Below are 17,405 nucleotides of genomic sequence, written 5' to 3' on the forward strand. Positions count from 1 at the left end.
CGACATGAATTCATCTCATCAGTCAAAACGACTTATCGTCCTGGTTGGCAGCCCACGTCGCGACGGCAACAGTGCAACCCTGGCGCAGGCCATCATGGCGGGTGCCGCCGAGGCCGGCACCGACGCCAGCCTGTTTTTTTTAGACGATTACATCAACGGTTTTTTGGTGGATGAGCGCCACGCCACCCCGCCTGCCGACCGTTATGGCGAACTGTTCCTTGAGCATTTTCTGCCGGCGGACGCTGCGGTGTTCTGCACCCCACTTTACTGGTACGGCATGTCGGCGCAAACCAAAGCCTTTTTCGACCGCTCTTTCAGCTACTACTCCAGCGCCTACCCCGATGCGGAACAGGTGCATCAGCGTATGAGCGGCAAACGCATCGGGCTGGCGGTAGCCTCGGAGGAAACCTATCCCGGTGCCGCGATGGGGATTGTGCATCAAATTCAGGAGTTCAGCCGCTATTCGCATTCCGAATTCGTCGGGCTGGTTCATGGCGCGGGCAACAGCCGGGGCGAAATCAGCCGCGATCCGCGTAACCCGCTGCAAGCCGCCCGCGAGCTGGGGCGCGAGATATTCACTCGTCCCTATTCAGACTACCGAATGGATACGCCGCGCAGCCCGCAGGTTTGGCAAAACTGACGCTGCCCAGGGGTAGCCTTGCTGCCCCTTTATCAAGGTTGCGCAAGCATATGTAGCAAGATATTGCCGCCCATTGGCCCACCACAACAAACGTCATATGATGCCAGGGTTCAGATCGGCATGCCCATCAACCCAAAGCGGAACAAGATGTCAAAACAGTGGAAAATAGCGGCGGCCAACCTTGGCCTGCGGATGTATACCCGGCTGGGTGGCAACTTTAAGGATAAGACCCATTTTCAGCCTGAGCAGGTTTTTGAACGCATCGTGATTTTTTCCACCAGCGCCCTCGGCGACCTGATGTTTAACACGCCGGCGATCCGCGCGGTGCGTGAACGCTACCCGGCAGCAAACATCACCCTGATTTCCAGCCACAAGAACAAACAGTTGGTCGCGACCAGCCGCTGCTTTAATCAGGTTATTTATTGGGATCATAAAGCGAAAGACATGCTCGGTGTTATTCGCCAACTGCGCCAACACCGGCCTCAGTTGGCGATTATCCTGCACTCCAAATCCCCTTATGATGTGATGGTCGCCATTATTGCCGGTTGCCAATATGTCTTCAAAGACGCTTACGGTAATAAAGCCACCGGCATGGAGCCCTGGCTGTGTGGCGTGAGCCGCAGCACCGGCGGCCATCTGATTCAACGCAAGCTGGATCTGGTGGCTCAGTTGGGCTGCCAAAGCGACAACACCGAGATGTTTATTCCTGTCGAGTTTTCGCCAGTGGCTAAAGCCGCAGGAAAAATTTCGATCGGCTTGCAAATGGGCGCTTCTGAAACGCTGCGCTGCTGGCCGGTCGCGCAGTTTATTCGTCTGGCGAAACTGCTGCTGGCATCTTCGCCGCACCACCAGATTGAATTAATCGGCAGCCCCAAAGAACTGTCTATTGAACGGGCGTTTATGGCGGGGCTGACGGCAGCCGAGCAGTTGCGCGTGGTCAGCCATATTGGCAAAACCACCCTGCCGCAACTGCTGGCGGTGATGTCGAACATGCAGGTGCTGGTCACCGGCGACACCGGCCCACTGCACCTGGCCATCGCCCTGAAAACACCGACCGTCAGCCTGTTTGTTACCGCCAATCCACAGCACACCGGCCCCTATCAAAACAGTGAATTGCATCAGGTGATGTACGTCCCGGTGGATGAACAAAAGCTCAATGCCGCGCAACGCCAACAGCCGCTCAGCATCATCACTGAAAATGAGGTGTTTGAAAAAGTGACGAACGCGCTGAAAATTAGCGCGCCGGTGGGCTAATCAGCGGAGGCTGGGCAAAGACCATCGCCAGCGGGAACCAAAACAGGTACCAAAACTCGGCTGGGTTCGCGATGACAAACATGCCCTGTGAACAGTAGAAAATCAGCATAAACAGGTACAAAGCCGCTTCCAGGCGGCGACCGGCCCGGAGATGACGCACGGCCAGCTGTGCGCCAAACGTCAATAAAGCGGCAAACAGGCAAAACCCCACCAACCCGCCTTTGAGCAACGCTCCCAAATACAGGCTATGGGTAGTATGAATAAACTCGCCGGTGTAATTGGTAAAGGTCAGCTGCTTATCAAAGCCATAGCCAAAGAACGGTGCCTGTTCGACCAGCAACAGGCTGTGCCGCCAAATGCTCATCCGCACAAAGCTCTGTTGATACAGCTCTTCAAAACGCGTAATCAACATTTCACCGATTGGTGAAAACAGCACTGCACCCACGGCAAATAACACCGCGGCCGCAATGGCCAGCAGCGATTTTTTATTCAGCGCCAGATAGGAGGTGGTTAACGCCAACGCCGCCAATAAGGCCATCAGGGGTCCGCGACTTTGGGTGAACACCATAAAAGCGAACAACAGCGGGATCGCTGACAGCGCCCTTTTCTTCCCGGTATCACGGAACACCATCAGGCTTAGAATGATGCCCAACGCCGCATAGCCGGCCAGGTCGATCACGTTGCGCGGGCCAGGGTTGGCTCCGGAAGTTTCTCGGAGAGAATAAATTTCCCGGAAATCAACGCACGCCAGATACAAACACAGCAGCGTGATGCCGGCGATCACGGCGCAAAGCAGCAGGTTGCGCTCCGGACTTTCCAATACGGTGACCAGCAAGGCCAGATAGAGCAGGATATAAACGCCGTGCGTCAGGGTAGATGCCGTATCATCCGGCGTGCCGCCCCAAAGATTGCTGACGGCATAATAGGCAAGAAAGCAGGCTACCAGCGCCATTCCCGCGCTTGCGGCACGCCGGTTAAGCCAGGCCGAGCGAACTCCGGGGCGTGTGGCCAGCGTCAGCAGAAAAAAGAATGCCGCGAGGTGGAATAAATTATTGACCCGGGTAAAACCGCAAAAAATGGCGCTAAAAAAAGAAAAGGCCAGCATGGCGTAAAAAGAGAGTCGTTCGGTGAACTCAATTATTTTTGAAAAAATCATTACTATCAACCTTTTCAAAAATACCGGTATCTATTGCGCTGTTTAATGAAAAGTTTCTAATCACCATTTTTCTCATCTTCATTCTCTCACCGGCATGGCTAAATGCCGGAATAATCAGGTCATCGACCTTCTCCGGCAAAAATGTCGGCAGCTTGTTTTCATGAGTTTCATAAAAACGCGGCAAATTAAAGTTATTCATATCCAGCCCGGCAATAAATAGCTGTTTAAACCCAAGAAAGGCAATGATCTGAAAAGCCCAATACACTACCGTGCCGGCATCAAAAACTCCGTGTCGAATATCGTGGCTGAAGGCGATGGTTTTGTTGCCAGGCGAGAAAAAAACGCTGCGGTCTTTGTGATAATGGTCCCACAATGCCGAGAGAGGAATTTGGGGGCTGTAAATTTTGCAGCTCGCGTCCTCAACCACTGAAAACCGGCATTTCACGCCTGCCAGGGTGAAGCAATCAATAATTTTCGCCACGCCGTGAACCGTGGTGAAAAGGATTAAATCCGGCGCCTGAATAATGTTTTCGATAATATCCGGCCGCCGATCGATAAACCCCATATCGACAATCACATAAAACCGAAAGTTAACCTTTTGGCTTAGACTAAAAGCCCCATTGACCCCGATGGCCGGCATCTCAGGCAGTTCACTAAAGCGAATGGCATTCACCGACGGCCCCGTAGCGGTCAATAATATGGGCCCCTTGCAGCTGTCTTTAACAGCTGACAGCGTCACTATAGGAACAGTCTGCTTTTTATAATGTAATTCGGCAATCTCGCCGCTGTCTGCACGTTCGATTTTTACGTAGGGCCAGAGATTTTCATTGTGCCGATAAGGCCGTGAATGAGAATAACGATACACCTGCTTAAGAAAACTGCCCATCGTATCCCTGCCCTGTAAAAATGTATTTGCGCCGAACAGAACTGTCCTGACCGCATTAGATTTATTGTAGGGCTGAGTATCTGAGCATTAATGAACATGGGCAATTATTGCATTTTGAATTCTTCGTAATGTTAACGAAAAGAGGTGTGTGGATTTGTTAACCGAGTTAAAAACCTGTAGGGAACGGTAATAATTATTCTTTAATTGCCTAGGGGCGCATACTTTCGCCCCATTAACGTGGATTGTGCTAAGGGTTATTTATAGATCGTCGAAAGGCTCGCCGAGCGTCAGCATCAGCCGATTGGCCCAGGCGAAGAACGCGGTCGATTGCACCAGATCCAGCAACGCCAGTTCGTCCAACCCTTGCTCGCGCAATGCCGCCAGATGCCCGGCATTGACCTGTGGCGGCGTGGCGGACAGCGCAGCGGCGAAGTCTATCTGAGTCCGCCACGGCTCCCCTTGCCCCTCGCTCAAAATGCCGCCCGGGGCCACATCCAGCAGCCGCTGTACCTCATCCGTTTGCTTGGACAACTGCGCCGCCTTGCGGGCATGCACCGAAGCGCAATAGATGCAGCCATTCACCTTACTGGCCACCGTTGCCGCCAGCTCGCGATCCTTACGTTCCAACCCACCCGGCGTGTAGAAAATGGCGCGATCCGCCAACGTTCTCTGCTCCAGCACCGGATGGTTACGCGCCAGCAGGCGGAAATAATCCGAGTCGCTGTGCCCGAAGCGCGTCAAAAGCGCCTGGCCTTGCTCATCAAACTCTGCCAGCGGCTTGGCGGCAATCCAGGGCTCCCAACCCAGTTCCTGGCGGGTAAACACCGGTGGTGCGTGGCGGCCGCCAAGAGTCACGGATTCGGTACGCCACCCGCCAGCCCTGACGGGTGCTCCGCCGGAGCTTTCGAGTGGTTTTCCTTCAAGCAGCCGATAACCCGTCAGCAAGCGGCTCTGGAAACTAACAAAGGCGATCAGCTGCGACAGGGTGACGATAGCGTCCAGCGACCAGCCGGCCTGTTGCAATGCCTGCAAATGCTGCGCGTCGGCACTGGCGGGTTTGAACGCCAGCCTTTCGGCGTGATCGAACGCTGCCTGCAAATGCGGGCCAGGCTGAACGCCCCCCTCCTGCTGCAACAAGGTGCCGTAGTGTGCAGCAAGCAGCTTGTCCGCATGCCATTCGCTGATGCGCTGCGCGAGCTGCAACCGTTGCACGACGGGGAAATCGCCGGCATCAGCGGGTGAGAACAGCGCCAGATAGCTGGCCTGAATCGCATCTGTCGCCACTTGTCGGGTAGCTCTGGCCTGAGCCAATGCAGAATTGGGGGCGTTCTCTGCCAGCTCAGCCAGCAAATCTTTAGGGAGCAATGTTGCAGTCATACCTTTTCCTCAGCGTGATGTTCGTAGGAGACGGATGCGGGATTGCGGCGTTGCCAGCCCAGCTCCGGGGCAACGTGGCGGGCGATCAACTCAATAGAACGCAGGATGGTGGCGTGCGGTGGATCGATAGAGTGCACCTGGAATGCCAGATCGGTCACTCGCGCCAGCGCGCTGTCTTTTTGCAATGAAGCAATCACCTGCTCCGGGGTGCCAAGGTGCACGTCAAAAGCGCGGATCAGCCCATCAAGCGACTCGTCGGACGGCCGGTGGCCACTGGCGCGCAGGCGCTCAAGTCCACGGCTCAACCCTTTGGCGGCAAAGTCCCGCGCCTGTTGGCCATGGTCGGTTACCAATGCGGTGCGCGATCCCATGATGCGCGGCGCAATGCCGGGCGGCAGCGCCGCCAGATAGGCGTCGATAATCGGGTTCTGCAATTCGTCCAGCGGCAAATCCGGCGCATCTGCCGGGCGCGGCTGAGTACGCGACAGCATCAGGCCGTCACCGGCCCGCCCGGCGCGCTCGCCGCCTTCCACCGAAAAGGTCGCCTGCCAGACCCGTTCGGCCAACTGCGGTGCCGCCGGATACAGGCGGTTATCTTCGCCACCCAGGGCCTCACCGCGCCAGGCTCGCAGCAGGGTGCTGAAATTGTCGGCAAACACCGCGTGACGCTGTGCGGCGTCGAAACCGAAGGCGCTAAACGAAGAAGGCGTGCCGCCTGCAGCGATACCGACTTCCAACCTGCCGTCGGACAGCAGATCCAGCACCGCAGTGTCTTCGGCCACCCGAATCGCAGACTCCATCGGCAGCGTGATCACCCCGGTGCCGAGCCGGATATGGCGGGTTCGCGCCGCCACCTGCGCCAGAAACACCAGCGGTGAAGGCAGGCCGCCCTCGTCCTCATGAAAATGGTGCTGCGCCACCCAGGCGCTGTCAAAGCCGGCCCGTTCGGCATGCACGATCTGTTCGGTCGCCAGCCGATAGCGCTGTTGCGCACTGCCCTGATCCAGCAGCCGGGTGAAAAAACCGAGTCTTTTACTGCTCATAGAATGCATCCTCAATCTGGGGCTGTTCGGCATAAAGCTGACGGCCGGGAATGGCTTCAATCAGCTGACGTGTGTAATCGCTGCCCGGCATGGCGAACAGCTCACCGGTCGCCCCGCTGTCCACCTGCACGCCGCGGTGCAACACCGAAACGCTGTGGGAAATCTGCCTGACCGTGGCCAGGTCGTGTGAGATAAACAAATAGGTCAGCCCCAATTCCTGCTGCAAATCCTGCAGCAACCGCAGGATCTGCGCCTGAACCGTGACATCCAATGCCGAAGTGGCTTCATCCAGCACCAGTACCCGCGGCTGCAGCACCAGCGCCCGGGCGATCGCCACCCGCTGTCGCTGGCCACCGGAAAGTTCGCGAGGTTTACGGCTCAGCAATTCGTTCGGTAGCGCCACGCGTTCAAACAAATCTCGCACCCGGCGATAGCGCTCGGCCTGGGTCAGCGGCTCGAAATTCAGCAGCGGCTCTTCAATCACCTGATACAACGTCTGGGACGGATCGAGCGAACCGAATGGGTTCTGATACACCAGCTGAATGCGGCGGCGGAACTGGCGCAACGCTTCGCCCTTCAAGCGCGTAAAGTCGACGCCGTCGATAATGATTTGCCCGGCGTCCGGCCGTTGGAAACCGAGCAGGCAGCGCGCCAATGTGGTTTTACCGGAGCCGGACTCCCCCACCAGCGCATGGGTAGTGCCGCCAGGCACGCTGAACGACACCTGGTCCAGCGCCCGATAAGTTTTGCCACCGCTACCGGCCAGGGGGAAATCTTTCACCAGCCCATTGACCTGGATCGCCAGCTCCTGCGTGCGGTGACCGGGTTGCGGCACCACTGCACGGCTCAATGAGGGCACGTCAGCAAACAGCCGGCGGGTATAGTCGCTGGCAGGGGCGCGCAGCACATCGGCAGTCACTCCCTGCTCCTGTACCCGGCCATGGCGAAATACCAGCAGCCGATCGGCGCGTTCCGCCGCCACCGCCAGATCGTGGGTCACCAGCAGCACCGCAGTGCCAAACTCCTGCCGCAGTTCGTCGATCAGATCGAGAATGCGTTTTTGCACCGTGACATCCAGCGCACTGGTCGGCTCATCGGCGATAATCAACGCCGGTTGCAGTGCAATGGCAATGGCGATCAACACCCGCTGTTTCATGCCGCCGGAAAGCTCGTGCGGATACTGACGCGCCCGCAGCTCCGGATGCGTCAAACCGACGCGGGTCAACAACGCCACCACCCGCTGCTGCAGCTGCTTGCGCGGCAGCCGACGGTGAATGTTGATGATCTCTGCCACCTGATCGCCAATGGTTTTCACCGGATTGAGTGAGCTGGAGGGATCTTGTGGGATCAAACTGATTTGCGCCCCGCGTACCGCATCCAGACGCTTTGATGACCAGTGGCTGATGTCGGTGCCGTTCAGCCGTATTGCCCCCTGCTCCAGGCGACCGTTTTCCGTCAGCAAACCAATGATTGCCTGCGCGGTGGTGGTTTTGCCGGAACCGGACTCGCCGACCAGCGCCACCACTTCCCCAGGCTGAATGGCAAACGACACCTGATGCACCACCCGCTGATTGCCAGCCGCGCCCTGATAGGCGATCGAAACCTGTTCCAGCTCCAGTACCGGTGGTGTGGCGCTCGCCCGTTGTAATGCGCTCTGAATACTCATACTGGCGTTCTCCCCAATGCGCGGCTGATGCGGTTGGCCGCCAGAACCACCGCCACGACCGCCAGCCCCGGGAAGGTGGTTAGCCACCAGGCGGTGGAAATATAGTTGCGCCCTTCGGCGATCAGCAGCCCCCACTCTGGCGTCGGCGGGGGCGTGCCGTAACCCAGGAAGCTCAAGGTAGCAATCGCCAGAATCGCGCTGCCGAACTGCAATGCCGAGAAGGCAATTACCGAGGTTAACGAGTTCGGCAAAATGTGCCGCCACAGCACCGCCCAGAAGGTACCGCCGCTGCCATAGGCCGCCTCGACGTAATCGCTGTGGCGTACCCGTACCACCTCGGCGCGCGCCAGGCGGGCAAAGTTCGCCACCGAGGTAATCCCCACGGCGATGGCGGCGTTAACCGTGCCGAAGCCCAGCAAAATAATGATGCTCAACGACAGCAGCAGACCGGGAATCGACAGCAACACGTCGACAAGGCGCATCACCGCGTCATCCGCGATGCCGCCCACCGCACCGGCAATCAGCCCCAGCGCGGTGCCCAACAGCAGGCCTAAAGCGACCGCCACCAGCGCGGCGGACAGCGTCTGCGAAGCGCCATAAACAATGCGCGCATAGAGATCGCGCCCCAGTTGATCGGTGCCCAACCAATGTTCGCCCCCCGGTGCCAAACGCTGCGCCCCGGCAATGCCTTCGGTGCCGCTGTAGGCCGTGAACAGCTGCGGTGCCAGCGCCCACAGCACCGCAATGGCAATCACCGCCCAGGCCAGCAACAGCGTCAGCGGTACACGACGGCGGCGCGGACGGTGCGTTGGCAAAGTGCCTTCGCTTTCCACCGCGCCCAGATCGCGCTCCGGCACGCTGGATTTCTCAAACGAGATACTGCTCATACGGCGGCTCCTGTATGGGTTTTCAATCGCGGATCCAGCAGCGGGAACAGCAGATCCACCAGCAGATTGAGGGTGACGAAAGCGGCGGCGGAAATCACCACGATCGCTTGCAGCACCGCGACGTCCTGATTCAGCACCGCCTGCAAGGTGAGTTGCCCCAGCCCGCTGCGGCCAAACACGGTTTCGGTGATCAAGGCGCCGGCGATCAGTTCGCCGAGTAAAATACCGGCGATGGTCAGCACCGGCAGCATGGCGTTACGCGCCACGTGCCGCCACAGCACCCGGCTGCGGCTGGCGCCTTTGGCACGGGCCACGGCGACAAAGGGTTGGGTTTGTACCTGGTCGATACTGCGGATCAGGATCTGCGCCAGCGGGGCGGAAATCGGTATTGCCAGCGTCACAATCGGCAGGATCAGCCCTTCCCACTCTCCCGGATTGATCACCGGGATCAGCTTGAGCCGAAAAGAAAACAGCTGGATCAGCACAATGCCCAACCAGAAGGTCGGCACCGAGACAAACAGCGATGGCAGAGACTGCAGCAATGACCTCAGCCAGCCAAAGCGGGTCAAATTGGAGATAAAGGCCAACGCCAACGCCAGGATCAGCGCCAGCGAAAACCCCAATAGCGCCAGTTGCAACGTGGCGGGCAAGTTGGTGGCCAACAGCTCCGTCACCGGCACGCCGGCCTGAATGGAATAGCCGAGATCCCCGCGCAGCACGTTGCCCAGCGCATGCAGATACTGCTGCCACAGCGACACATCGGCGCCATAGGCCGCGCGCATATCGGCGATCTGCGCCGGGCTGAGGCCCATGTCCGGGTTCTGAAACTTAATCAGAATGGCATCACCCGGCAGCACCTGCAGTAAGATAAACGACAGGCTAAAGGTCGCCCACAGCACCAGCAGCGCCTGCCCGATACGCCGTGCCAGATATCGGCTCATCATGGTCTCCTCAGCGTTTTTCCAGCCATGCGCCGTAGAAACTCGGGCGGCCGACCGCTTCAAAACTTACGCCCTTGAGATAAGGCGCTCCGGCAAACACCTGCGGCTCTTCGAAGAACGGTATCACGTAGGCCTGATCGAGCAGGTAGTTTTGCGCCTCGCCGGCAATCTGCAGGCGTTTTTGGGCATCCACCTCTGAAGCGATGCCCAGCAGCAGCGCGTTCAGCTTGTCATCTTTAAATGCGCTGTTTTTGCCCGTCCCGCCTTGCTGTAACAGCGCATCGCGGTTGGTTGGGTAGAACTGACTTTTAATCACATCCGGATCGGCCCGTCCCACTTCCACCACCGCCGCCGGGGTTTTCTGCGGATCCAGGTTATCCGCCACCTTGCTGCCGGCGTCGCCCGCCAGAATGTTCAAGCGCGCGCCAACTTTGCCCCACTGCTGCGAAACCAGCTGTAGCACCGCCTTGTTCTGCGGTTGCGGCAGCGATTCATAAACGTTCAGCAACAGTTTTTTGCCGTCCTTCTCACGCAGACCGTCGCCGCCCTTCTTCCAGCCGGCTTCATCCAGCAGACGGTTAGCCAGATCCGGGTCGAATTTCAGTTTGGCGGAAAGGTCGACAAAACCGGCGGCGGAAGAAGCAATCACCGATTTGGCCTGCGGATAGTTAACGGAGAACAGCGTCTCGACGATTTGCTTGCTGTCGGTGGCGTGCAGCAATGCCTGACGCACGCGCAGGTCGCTCACCAACGGGTTGTCCGGCCGGAAGGCCACGCTGTCATTGACGCCGCGCGTTGGGGCGGCGTAGATAGTGAAACCCTGATCCTGGGTTTGTTTCTCGTCATAGGCCTGGATCTGGCGAATAAAGTCCGCCTGTCCGGCCTGCAATGCGCCAATACGTACGCTGTCTTCGCCGGTCACGATCACCTTGATACCGTCCAGATTGGCGCGCCCCTGCTGCGTCAGCCTGGCCGGGCCCCAGCGGTAATCTTTGCGCACGCTGAGATCCACTTCGCGCCCCAGCATTTCGGCACTGACCACGAACGGGCCGGAACCTATGATATGGCGCGCGTCACCCAATTCGTCATAGCTGCGGTTTAAGGTGCTGAGAGAAACCAGCCCTGACCCTATGGTGGCGGTTCCCTGCAGGAAACCCGGCGAAGAGCGCTTGAAGTAGAACTTCACGGTCAAGGGATCGATCACTTCACTGTGGTCATAGTTATTGATCACCTCGGAGACCGGCAGACGTTTCTCTTTGTTGCCCAGGCCATAGGTATCGAAGTTCTTCGCCACCGCGTTGGCGTCCAGCGGCGTACCGTCCGAGAAGGTCACGCCCGGCCGGAGCTTGAAGGTGTATTCGGTTTTGTCGGCATTACTGCTCCAGGATTCGGCGATCCACGGCTCAATCTCCAGCGTTTTGGGGTTCTGGTAGGTCAGCTTGTCGGTGATCTGGTTGAGGATGCCGCCGTTGGGGTAGAAGCCGCCGGAAGGCGGATAAAGGTTGGTGTGCGCCTGCTGTTCCAGGTAGATCAGCGTGCCGCCCTGCACCGACGCCAGCGCCGGAGTAGCCGCCACCGCCAAGCCCAATGCCACTGTTATTCCGCTGGTTAATCTATTGAAAGAGAACTTAAACATAGTGTGCCACGCCTTCTTTATTTCAGAATGTTATGGATTAGATAACAAACCAAATCGGCGGGGAGTTGAACGAACTAATTTCGCTAACCTATGGCGGAAAATGCACAAGGCAGCGACGGTTGGCAGAATGGGTGTTTTGTTATAACGTATCAGAAATCACATCGGGGAGACGAAAATGAAAATTCAGCTTTCGCTGTTGTTCCTTGGCCTGTTGGCCGGTCGGGCCGCCGCGTTTCAGTCCAAGGTGCCCGAGCCAAGGCCTGAACAGGCGCGCGCAGCGGAAAACAGCCTGGAGAATATGTTTTACGGTTTTCACGCGATGGACGCGCAACCGGTCAATATCGGTACCTGCGCGGCGTTGCCGCAGGCGGGATGCCAGTGCGCGTTCTGCACCATGCTGCGGCAGGCCGGGCCGGCGAAATAGCCACCCGGACGACGTTTTAATCTAGCGCGTACTGAACAATCAACTGGCCTTTTTTCACTTTGAGCGCCGTGATGTTTACCGCGCCCAGCTCCGCCAGCGAGGGCACATGGGTGCCACCGCAGCCATAGGTCGGCAGTTCGCCAAATCCCACCTGCCGCAGGCCGTCAACCGCCACCTGTCTGCGCGGAAGGTCTGCCGCAATCAGCCTTGCCAGCTCCGCCTGAAGAAAATCCTGATCCAGCGTTTGTGGCTCAGCGCCCGGTGTGAAAGTGATCCGCCCTTCGCCCGGCCAGTGGTGCGCCTTCACCGGTTGCCAGCCGCGGGTTTCCCCCAGCCAGCCGATCAGATGCCCGGCGGAGTGCCAACGGGTATGCAACCGACGCTGTTCACCATCAACCTGCACGCTCACCGGCCCTGCGGCCAACGGCTCGGCGGTGAAATGCAGCACCTTGTCGCCCTGCTGCACCACGCGTAGCACCGGGATGCCGCCAAGCTTACCGCCGTCGGCCGGTTGTCCGCCGCCCTGCGGGTGAAACAATGTGGCGTCCAGCTCTATCGCGTATCCACCCTCTTCCATCGGGGTACAGGCCAGCACCTGCGCTGCGCCCTGTAATTCGTCGCTGTAATAATAAAGCCGTTCGGTCATGGTTTTTCTCCTGATTAGAGAGCCCATTATATTCATGCCATAATCAAAGGATAATCCGTCAATAACACAATGGACCTTTGCGCTGTGAGCACAAATCTCTCTCATTCGCTGCTGGCCGAAATGGCCGTGTTTGTCCAGGTGGTGGAGAGCGGCAGTTTTTCCGCCGCCGCCCGTCGACTGGGCACATCCCCCTCTGCCGCCAGCCGCAGCGTGGCTAAACTGGAACAGGCGTTAGCATTGCAACTGCTACACCGCACCACGCGCAAATTGCGGCTAAGCGAACAGGGCGAAGAAGTATTTCAACGCTGCCGCAGCATGCTGGACGCCGCGCACTCGGTGATGGAGTTCAGCGGGCGCGGTGCAGTAGAGCCTGAAGGCTTGGTCAGCGTCAGCGTGCCCAAGGCGGTAGGGCGCTATGTACTGCACCCGCATATACCGGCGTTTTTACGCCGCTATCCCAAAGTAGACGTTCGCCTGCGGCTGGAAGACCGCTATATGGATTTGATTGATGATCGGGTCGATCTGGCGCTACGCATTACCGAACGCCCTTCCCCTGGGCTGATTGGCCGCCAACTGATGACCATCGACCACCTGCTGTGCGCCACACCGGCTTATCTGGCACAGCAGGGAACGCCGCAGCATCCGCAGGATTTGGCGCAGCACAGCTGCATTTATCTGGGTGAAACGCCGAACGACGCCCGTTGGAAATTCCGCCAGGCCGGGAAAACGGTGACGGTCAACGTACGTGGGCGCTACGCCGCCAACCATACCGGCGTGCGGCTGGATGCGGTGAAACAGCACATTGGCATTGGCAGCCTGCCGTACTTTACCGCCCGTCAGGCGCTGGACGACGGCGAAGTGGTGCAGGTGCTGCCGCAATGGGATTTCCTCAGCAGTTACCACGGCGGGCTGTGGTTGCTGTATGCCCCCAATCAGTACCTGCCTCCCAAGCTGCGGGTGTTTATCGACTATCTGGTGGCCTGCCTGGCGAAAGAGCCGCAGCTAAAGCGCCTTGCGTAAGGTGATATTGATACGGTGCGGCCCCACCAGCGAATGGTAGCCTTCCTTGATCGGCATAATGCCGTGAAAACACAGCCGCGACGGGCCGCCCCACACCACCACGTCGCCGTGCGCCAAAGGAATGCGCTGGGCCCGATCGCTACGTTGCATGCCGCCGAACTGGAATACCGCCGGCAGCCCGAGGGAAACGGAAACGATCGGCGAACCGAAATCATGCTCGTCTTTGTCCTGATGCAATGACAGCTTGCTGCCCGGATCGTAGCGGTTCATCAGGCAGGAATCCGGCACAAACGGGGCAAAGCCCGCCTGCTGTGCCGCTTCATCCGCCAGCGCCATCAGGATATCCGGGATCGGCGGCCAACGTTTGCCACTGCGCGAATCGCGTTCCGAATAGCGGTAACCGCGGCTGTCGCTGCTCCAGCCGTTACCGCACCAGCTCATCGCCACCGACATCACATGACCGCCCGGCGTAGTCATGTGCCGCCAGGGCACCTGAGCAATCACCCCATGCACCGCCGCCAGCAGTTCTGGGCCGTGATCGCGCACAAAACCGTGCATCACCACCGCGCCTGGCGCAATCTGTTCCCGCCACGGCGGCGGCACGGAGTCTTCAAAAAGATCGAGGGTCATGACAAAACACCTGTATTAATACACAGTATTTATTTTAACTTGCCGTTGGCGATTGTCCAGCCTGATGCGCCGCATTGTTGTTAGCGCTACACTTCTCTAGAGTAGCGGCAATAAAATCAATAACTTTTCAGGATCGCATGTGATTAAAGGGATCGTTCTTTCCGTCATCGCCTCGGTATTGTTCGGCGTGATGTATTACTACACCTCTACCCTGACCCCGCTTGACGGCGAGCAAGTCTTTGGCTGGCGTACTCTGCTGACGGTGCCGTTTTTGACGCTGTTTATGGTGCTTTCCGCCGACTGGCGCAAGGTCAGCGAGACCTTGAGTTGGATAAAACAGCGGCCGCGCCGCCTGCTGTTTCTGCCGCTGAGTTCGGCGCTGCTGGGGGTTCAGCTCTGGCTGTTTCTCTGGGCACCGCTGCACGGCAAGGCGTTGGAGGTATCGCTCGGCTATTTCCTGCTGCCGCTGACCATGGTGCTGGCAGGACGCCTGATCTTCCGCGATCGCCTTTCGCTGCTGCAAAAACTGGCGGTCAGCTGCGCCATTATCGGCGTCGGCAACGAGTTGTATCAGGTCGGCGGCGTGTCCTGGACCACCTTGCTGGTGGCGCTGGGCTACCCGGTGTACTTTATCCTGCGTCGCCGTTTCGGCACCGACAACCTGGGTGGCTTGTGGTGTGAGCTAACGCTGATGCTGCCGGTCGCCGCCTGGTTCGCTTTCGGGGGCAACGGGCCACTGGCGGCGTTGAGCATCAGCCCGGCACTTTATTGGCAAATCCCGCTGTTGGGGGTGATCAGCGCCGCTGCGCTGGTGTGCTATATCCTGGCCAGCCGTCTGCTGCCGTTCAGCCTGTTCGGCCTGCTGAGCTATGTGGAGCCGGTGCTGTTGGTGGTGGTGGCCTTGCTGCTTGGCGAGAGTATCGGCCGGGATGAATGGCTGACCTATATTCCTATCTGGCTGGCGGTGCTGCTGTTGGTGTCGGAAGGGGCCAGCCACCTGCTGCGCCGCAGGCGAATCCACCGGAAAATGTGACAGTGCAACGCCGAATTCTTGGCTTTATTTTATTGATTTATAAATAAATAAAAGTTGTGACATCGTCACCTTGTTGCCAGTAACGGCCGCAGAAACGGCGACCTGCATGGCACTGCGGCGTAAGGGTTTTGAGCAGTTCCAATTCGAACGTCTGTCGTTGCGTATCCAGCGTGACCAGGCGTGCGTCGAGAAAGTCAAAATAGCAGCGCACCTGCGGATATAGCGCTTTGAACAGGCTCTCTTTGGCGGAAAAGGCCAAGGTCAGCAGGTGGTTAAATGGCTGTGAATGAGCGTGCAGTTGGGCAGATTCCGCCTCGCTAACGATCGCTCGCTGCAGCTCCTCCGCACGCGCGGCGGGAATGAGCGTTTCAACGTCCAGCCCCACGCCGCCCAACCCGGGTTCCGGATGCACCGCGCAAAGCGCTGTGCCCGCATTGTGGCTGAGCGCACCGGCGATACCCGGCGGCCACTGCGGTGCCCGGTCTTCGCCGCGCAACAGCGTGAAATCCGCAAAACCCAGCGGTGCCAACAAGGTCCGCGCCAGATAACGCCCGGCCAGATATTCCGCCCGCCGCTTTGGCACCGCACGCGCCAGATGTTCGGGGAGCGTCATGCCAATGGCAGCGAAACAATCATCCTGGTAGTGCGCCACAGAAAAGCGGCAACGGGCAACCTGCCCCGGGTAATCGTCCAGGTTCAACCGTTCAAAGGTGGGAATAAAAGAAGAGAACACGGGTTGTCCATATTGGGTGTGCAGAACGCTAATTTTAGACGCCGAGCTCCTGAGCAACAATGATTATTCCTCTCCCCCGTTACCGAAGGAGAGGCACGACAGGATTACAGAATCCCTTTCATGGTTTTTTCGAAGTCGCTCCAGGCGCAGTAGCCCTGCTTATCGATTGGGCAGCCTTTTAACGCCATCGTAACGCGCTGTGGCGGGGTTTTCAGCGTCAGCGGAGTGGCATTGCGCAACTGGTCGGTGGATTGATACACGTACTCGATTTTCAGCAAATCGCGATCGTTTTTCTTATCGTGCCAGCGCTGGAACACCAGCTTGCCGCCAATCGGCGTTTTCTCATATTGATGCGGCAGTTGGTACGGCTTGAACTCCATCGCCGACAGCAGGGAGGCAATGTTGGAGTCGTGACCCACCAGCACCGTTACCTTCGGCGAATCCGGCTTGCGTTCGCCAATCAATGCGCCGTTGATATACGTCAGCAGCGGTTTGGCCACGTTTTGCGCCACCACCGGCGAGGTAAACAGCGAATCCTGATAGCCGTCCTTCAGCTGCGCCAGCTGTTTCCACTGCTGTGGCGTGGTGATTTTGCCCCAGGCCACGTCCTTCATCGGGAAGCCTTCGTAATATTGCAGCATAAAGGCGTCCACCAGCGAGTTCCCTACCCGCAGCGGCCCGGCCACACCCGGCTCTTTGCCCGGCACTGCGCTCATTTTGCTGGCTTCTTTGGTCAGATCGCAGTGCTTGTCGGTTTTACAGGCGCTGGAATCTTTGTAATCGATGATTTTTTCTAATTGCTTGTAGGAGGCGTCCAGCTTCAACGAGGCCAGTTCGGCGTTCATTGCCCCCAGTGCCTGCTGATTGAAAGGTTCGCTGTTGTCAGTGATGATCGGGTTGAAGGTGGGATCCATCTCCCCCATTTTGTCCTGATGATGCACGCTGACGTCACAACCGGGGAAAGCACCGTTGGTAAAGAACTGCGCGGTCGCCACCGTGCGTTGCAAACTGTTGGCATAGACGTAAACGCTGCCGGCGGTCGGGCAGCCTTCCTGCGGCAATACTCCGGTTTGCTTGAGCCACGCATTGAAGTAGTGGCCCATATACACTTCCAGCACCCCGCCCTTGGTGGTCAGCAGGCCACCCGGCGTGTCCCAGGCTGGCCAGGCTTTGGGCGTGGACTGCGCCAATACGCTGCCGTTGTTGGCCAGCGGCGCACGCAGGTTATGGCGGCTCATCACCAGCACCTGATCCAATTGATAGTCGTTGGTTTCCGCCAAGGCAGTCCCGGTCATAAATAACGGCAAGCACAGCAATAAAGTTTTTCTTTTCATCCGCAGAGGCTCCAGGATTGTGATTATTTTTAATGTGTTAGCTATTGCTTCGCTATCATGGAGAGGTTAACGCCGAAAGTGTGTGATGAGCATCACAGG

At 58.3% G+C, this 17,405-nt stretch carries 17 protein-coding genes; 5 read left to right on the forward strand and 12 right to left on the reverse strand.

The features are described 5' to 3' along the window. Nucleotides 1–4: 4 nt before the first annotated feature. Nucleotides 5–640 carry a flavodoxin family protein gene (locus tag M2407_RS09790; RefSeq protein WP_020827691.1) on the forward strand — a complete coding sequence of 212 codons (636 nt, stop codon included), beginning with the start codon at nt 5–7 and terminating at the stop codon, nt 638–640. A 147-nt stretch (nt 641–787) separates the two neighbouring features. Continuing rightward, nucleotides 788–1,894 (forward strand): glycosyltransferase family 9 protein, encoded by a 1,107-nt coding sequence (locus M2407_RS09795; protein ID WP_259217823.1) that lies wholly within the window; start codon nt 788–790, stop codon nt 1,892–1,894. Here M2407_RS09795 and M2407_RS09800 read toward each other — a convergent pair. The 8 genes from M2407_RS09800 to M2407_RS09835 form a co-directional block, all read right to left on the reverse strand. Further along, the gene (locus M2407_RS09800; RefSeq protein WP_259217825.1) at nt 1,875–3,050 is read right to left on the reverse strand and encodes an O-antigen ligase; all 1,176 of its coding nucleotides are present in this window, start codon (nt 3,048–3,050) and stop codon (nt 1,875–1,877) included. The genes M2407_RS09795 and M2407_RS09800 overlap by 20 nt on opposite strands. Then, nucleotides 3,028–3,936, reverse strand: coding sequence for a sugar glycosyltransferase (locus M2407_RS09805; protein WP_122079831.1), 909 nt, complete (start codon nt 3,934–3,936; stop codon nt 3,028–3,030). The genes M2407_RS09800 and M2407_RS09805 overlap by 23 nt, the downstream gene beginning before the upstream one ends. A gap of 258 nt (nt 3,937–4,194) precedes the next feature. Continuing rightward, a complete protein-coding gene (locus M2407_RS09810) occupies nt 4,195–5,313 on the reverse strand; it encodes an alkylhydroperoxidase domain protein (RefSeq protein ID WP_259217829.1) in 1,119 nt (372 codons plus the stop codon). Continuing rightward, the gene (locus M2407_RS09815; RefSeq protein ID WP_020827696.1) at nt 5,310–6,356 is read right to left on the reverse strand and encodes a putative FMN-dependent luciferase-like monooxygenase; all 1,047 of its coding nucleotides are present in this window, start codon (nt 6,354–6,356) and stop codon (nt 5,310–5,312) included. The genes M2407_RS09810 and M2407_RS09815 overlap by 4 nt, the downstream gene beginning before the upstream one ends. Next, the gene (locus tag M2407_RS09820) at nt 6,346–8,022 is read right to left on the reverse strand and encodes an ABC transporter ATP-binding protein (RefSeq protein ID WP_259217830.1); all 1,677 of its coding nucleotides are present in this window, start codon (nt 8,020–8,022) and stop codon (nt 6,346–6,348) included. The genes M2407_RS09815 and M2407_RS09820 overlap by 11 nt, the downstream gene beginning before the upstream one ends. After that, a complete protein-coding gene (locus tag M2407_RS09825; RefSeq protein ID WP_115058480.1) occupies nt 8,019–8,909 on the reverse strand; it encodes an ABC transporter permease in 891 nt (296 codons plus the stop codon). Before M2407_RS09825 ends, M2407_RS09820 begins: the two co-directional genes overlap by 4 nt. Then, nucleotides 8,906–9,850 carry an ABC transporter permease gene (locus M2407_RS09830; RefSeq protein WP_046373137.1) on the reverse strand — a complete coding sequence of 315 codons (945 nt, stop codon included), beginning with the start codon at nt 9,848–9,850 and terminating at the stop codon, nt 8,906–8,908. Before M2407_RS09830 ends, M2407_RS09825 begins: the two co-directional genes overlap by 4 nt. 10 nt (nt 9,851–9,860) lie before the next feature. After that, on the reverse strand, nt 9,861–11,486 hold the full coding sequence (locus M2407_RS09835) for a TIGR04028 family ABC transporter substrate-binding protein (protein ID WP_259217833.1): 1,626 nt from the start codon (nt 11,484–11,486) through the stop codon (nt 9,861–9,863). Nucleotides 11,487–11,661: 175 nt separating this feature from the next. On the opposite strand from M2407_RS09835, the gene M2407_RS09840 reads away from it, so the two are divergent. Beyond that, a complete protein-coding gene (locus M2407_RS09840) occupies nt 11,662–11,910 on the forward strand; it encodes a hypothetical protein (protein WP_048762549.1) in 249 nt (82 codons plus the stop codon). Between the two features lie 16 nt (nt 11,911–11,926). Here the strand turns inward: M2407_RS09840 and M2407_RS09845 are convergent, their stop codons facing one another. Then, nucleotides 11,927–12,556: an alanyl-tRNA editing protein gene (locus M2407_RS09845; RefSeq protein ID WP_116690169.1), complete on the reverse strand. Its 630-nt coding sequence runs from the start codon at nt 12,554–12,556 to the stop codon at nt 11,927–11,929. 84 nt (nt 12,557–12,640) lie between these two features. On the opposite strand from M2407_RS09845, the gene M2407_RS09850 reads away from it, so the two are divergent. Then, nucleotides 12,641–13,576, forward strand: a complete 936-nt coding sequence (locus tag M2407_RS09850; RefSeq protein WP_201896224.1) for a LysR family transcriptional regulator — start codon at nt 12,641–12,643, stop codon at nt 13,574–13,576. Here the strand turns inward: M2407_RS09850 and alkB are convergent. Beyond that, a complete protein-coding gene (gene alkB / locus M2407_RS09855) occupies nt 13,559–14,206 on the reverse strand; it encodes a DNA oxidative demethylase AlkB (RefSeq protein ID WP_020827704.1) in 648 nt (215 codons plus the stop codon). The two genes, M2407_RS09850 and alkB, sit on opposite strands and share 18 nt — an antisense overlap. A 139-nt stretch (nt 14,207–14,345) precedes the next feature. Between alkB and rarD the strand changes: the two genes are divergently transcribed. Next, nucleotides 14,346–15,239, forward strand: coding sequence for an EamA family transporter RarD (gene rarD / locus M2407_RS09860; RefSeq protein ID WP_122079838.1), 894 nt, complete (start codon nt 14,346–14,348; stop codon nt 15,237–15,239). Nucleotides 15,240–15,276: 37 nt separating this feature from the next. Here rarD and M2407_RS09865 read toward each other — a convergent pair whose 3' ends face one another. Together M2407_RS09865 and agp are read right to left on the reverse strand one after the other, a co-directional pair. Beyond that, on the reverse strand, nt 15,277–15,972 hold the full coding sequence (locus M2407_RS09865) for a 4'-phosphopantetheinyl transferase (RefSeq protein WP_201896222.1): 696 nt from the start codon (nt 15,970–15,972) through the stop codon (nt 15,277–15,279). Between the two features lie 104 nt (nt 15,973–16,076). Then, nucleotides 16,077–17,306 carry a bifunctional glucose-1-phosphatase/inositol phosphatase gene (gene agp, locus M2407_RS09870; RefSeq protein ID WP_122079840.1) on the reverse strand — a complete coding sequence of 410 codons (1,230 nt, stop codon included), beginning with the start codon at nt 17,304–17,306 and terminating at the stop codon, nt 16,077–16,079. Nucleotides 17,307–17,405 lie beyond the last annotated feature (99 nt).

Origin of the sequence: Serratia sp. BIGb0234, from assembly GCF_024809915.1 — a bacterium.
Classification (GTDB): domain Bacteria; phylum Pseudomonadota; class Gammaproteobacteria; order Enterobacterales; family Enterobacteriaceae; genus Serratia; species Serratia liquefaciens.

Bases quoted from the DNA above. Each gene is read 5' to 3' on its own strand.
- M2407_RS09825 (WP_115058480.1), bottom strand. From the start codon at position 8,909: ATGAGCAGTATCTCGTTTGAGAAATCCAGCGTGCCGGAGCGCGATCTG.
- M2407_RS09830 (WP_046373137.1), bottom strand. From the start codon at position 9,850: ATGAGCCGATATCTGGCACGGCGTATCGGGCAGGCGCTGCTGGTGCTG.
- M2407_RS09820 (WP_259217830.1), bottom strand. From the start codon at position 8,022: ATGAGTATTCAGAGCGCATTACAACGGGCGAGCGCCACACCACCGGTA.
- M2407_RS09805 (WP_122079831.1), bottom strand. From the start codon at position 3,936: ATGGGCAGTTTTCTTAAGCAGGTGTATCGTTATTCTCATTCACGGCCT.
- agp (WP_122079840.1), bottom strand. From the start codon at position 17,306: ATGAAAAGAAAAACTTTATTGCTGTGCTTGCCGTTATTTATGACCGGG.
- M2407_RS09815 (WP_020827696.1), bottom strand. From the start codon at position 6,356: ATGAGCAGTAAAAGACTCGGTTTTTTCACCCGGCTGCTGGATCAGGGC.
- M2407_RS09790 (WP_020827691.1), top strand. From the start codon at position 5: ATGAATTCATCTCATCAGTCAAAACGACTTATCGTCCTGGTTGGCAGC.
- M2407_RS09800 (WP_259217825.1), bottom strand. From the start codon at position 3,050: ATGATTTTTTCAAAAATAATTGAGTTCACCGAACGACTCTCTTTTTAC.
- M2407_RS09795 (WP_259217823.1), top strand. From the start codon at position 788: ATGTCAAAACAGTGGAAAATAGCGGCGGCCAACCTTGGCCTGCGGATG.
- M2407_RS09810 (WP_259217829.1), bottom strand. From the start codon at position 5,313: ATGACTGCAACATTGCTCCCTAAAGATTTGCTGGCTGAGCTGGCAGAG.
- M2407_RS09845 (WP_116690169.1), bottom strand. From the start codon at position 12,556: ATGACCGAACGGCTTTATTATTACAGCGACGAATTACAGGGCGCAGCG.
- M2407_RS09835 (WP_259217833.1), bottom strand. From the start codon at position 11,486: ATGTTTAAGTTCTCTTTCAATAGATTAACCAGCGGAATAACAGTGGCA.
- M2407_RS09840 (WP_048762549.1), top strand. From the start codon at position 11,662: ATGAAAATTCAGCTTTCGCTGTTGTTCCTTGGCCTGTTGGCCGGTCGG.
- alkB (WP_020827704.1), bottom strand. From the start codon at position 14,206: ATGACCCTCGATCTTTTTGAAGACTCCGTGCCGCCGCCGTGGCGGGAA.